We start from the raw sequence: 757 nt of genomic DNA, 5'->3' as shown, positions 1-757 counted from the left end.
ACCAGACAATCACTTATCGTACATTTCTTCGACATTGATTCGTGAGATTGCAGTACTGGGCGGAAACATTGATGAATTCGTTCATCCAACGGTCAGCAAAGCCCTAGACGAACACTTTAAGCAGCAGTAACAGGAACAGGAACAGGATCATGGCATTAATCATTACAGACGACTGCATCAACTGTGACGTTTGTGAGCCGGAGTGCCCCAACGAAGCCATTTCCCCTGGGGAAGAGATCTACGAGATCGAGCCATCTAAATGCACAGAATGTGTTGGTCACTATGACGAGCCACAGTGTCAGCAAGTGTGCCCTGTTGATTGCATCCCTCTTGATCCTGCTCACGATGAGACGCAAGAACAGCTCATGGCAAAATACGAAAAGCTAACGGGCATCTCCTAAAATTAGCCCTTTCTTAGATTCTGACTACACTTAGCCAAACAAATACAGTGAACTCAGTGTAGTTAGGTCGTTCATGAGCGAAGAAAAAGCAAACGAATCTGAAGTACCGTTAACCCCCGAACAACGTATCGAGCTATTAGAAAGCAAGGTTGACAAAAACCGTGTTTTCTTGTTGTTTTTTGCTCTCATTCTTACTGTCACCATTTCTGCGACCGTCACAGCATTTGTGATTTATTCGTTTGGCGGCGTTTCCTCCAATAACTCCGACGCATCAGACGATATTGCGAATACTATTGCTGGCCAGAAAGAACTGCTTGAGCAATATGATTTGCGTTTGGCGGAACTAAATGCGCATA

Annotated in this window: 2 protein-coding genes; both read left to right on the top strand. The window is 44.8% G+C overall.

Annotation, left to right across the window (positions count from 1 at the left end):
- The first annotated feature begins 149 nt into the window (after positions 1 to 149).
- Positions 150 to 401 carry a YfhL family 4Fe-4S dicluster ferredoxin gene (locus tag A3762_RS04000; RefSeq protein ID WP_068754205.1) on the top strand — a complete coding sequence of 84 codons (252 nt, stop codon included), beginning with the start codon at positions 150 to 152 and terminating at the stop codon, positions 399 to 401.
- 73 nt (positions 402 to 474) lie between these two features.
- Positions 475 to 757 (top strand): hypothetical protein (locus A3762_RS03995; protein WP_156493213.1); only part of this gene is annotated, 283 nt, incomplete at its 3' end.

The organism is Oleiphilus sp. HI0125, assembly GCF_001635355.1.
This window is presented reverse-complemented; position numbering and strand designations above follow the sequence as displayed.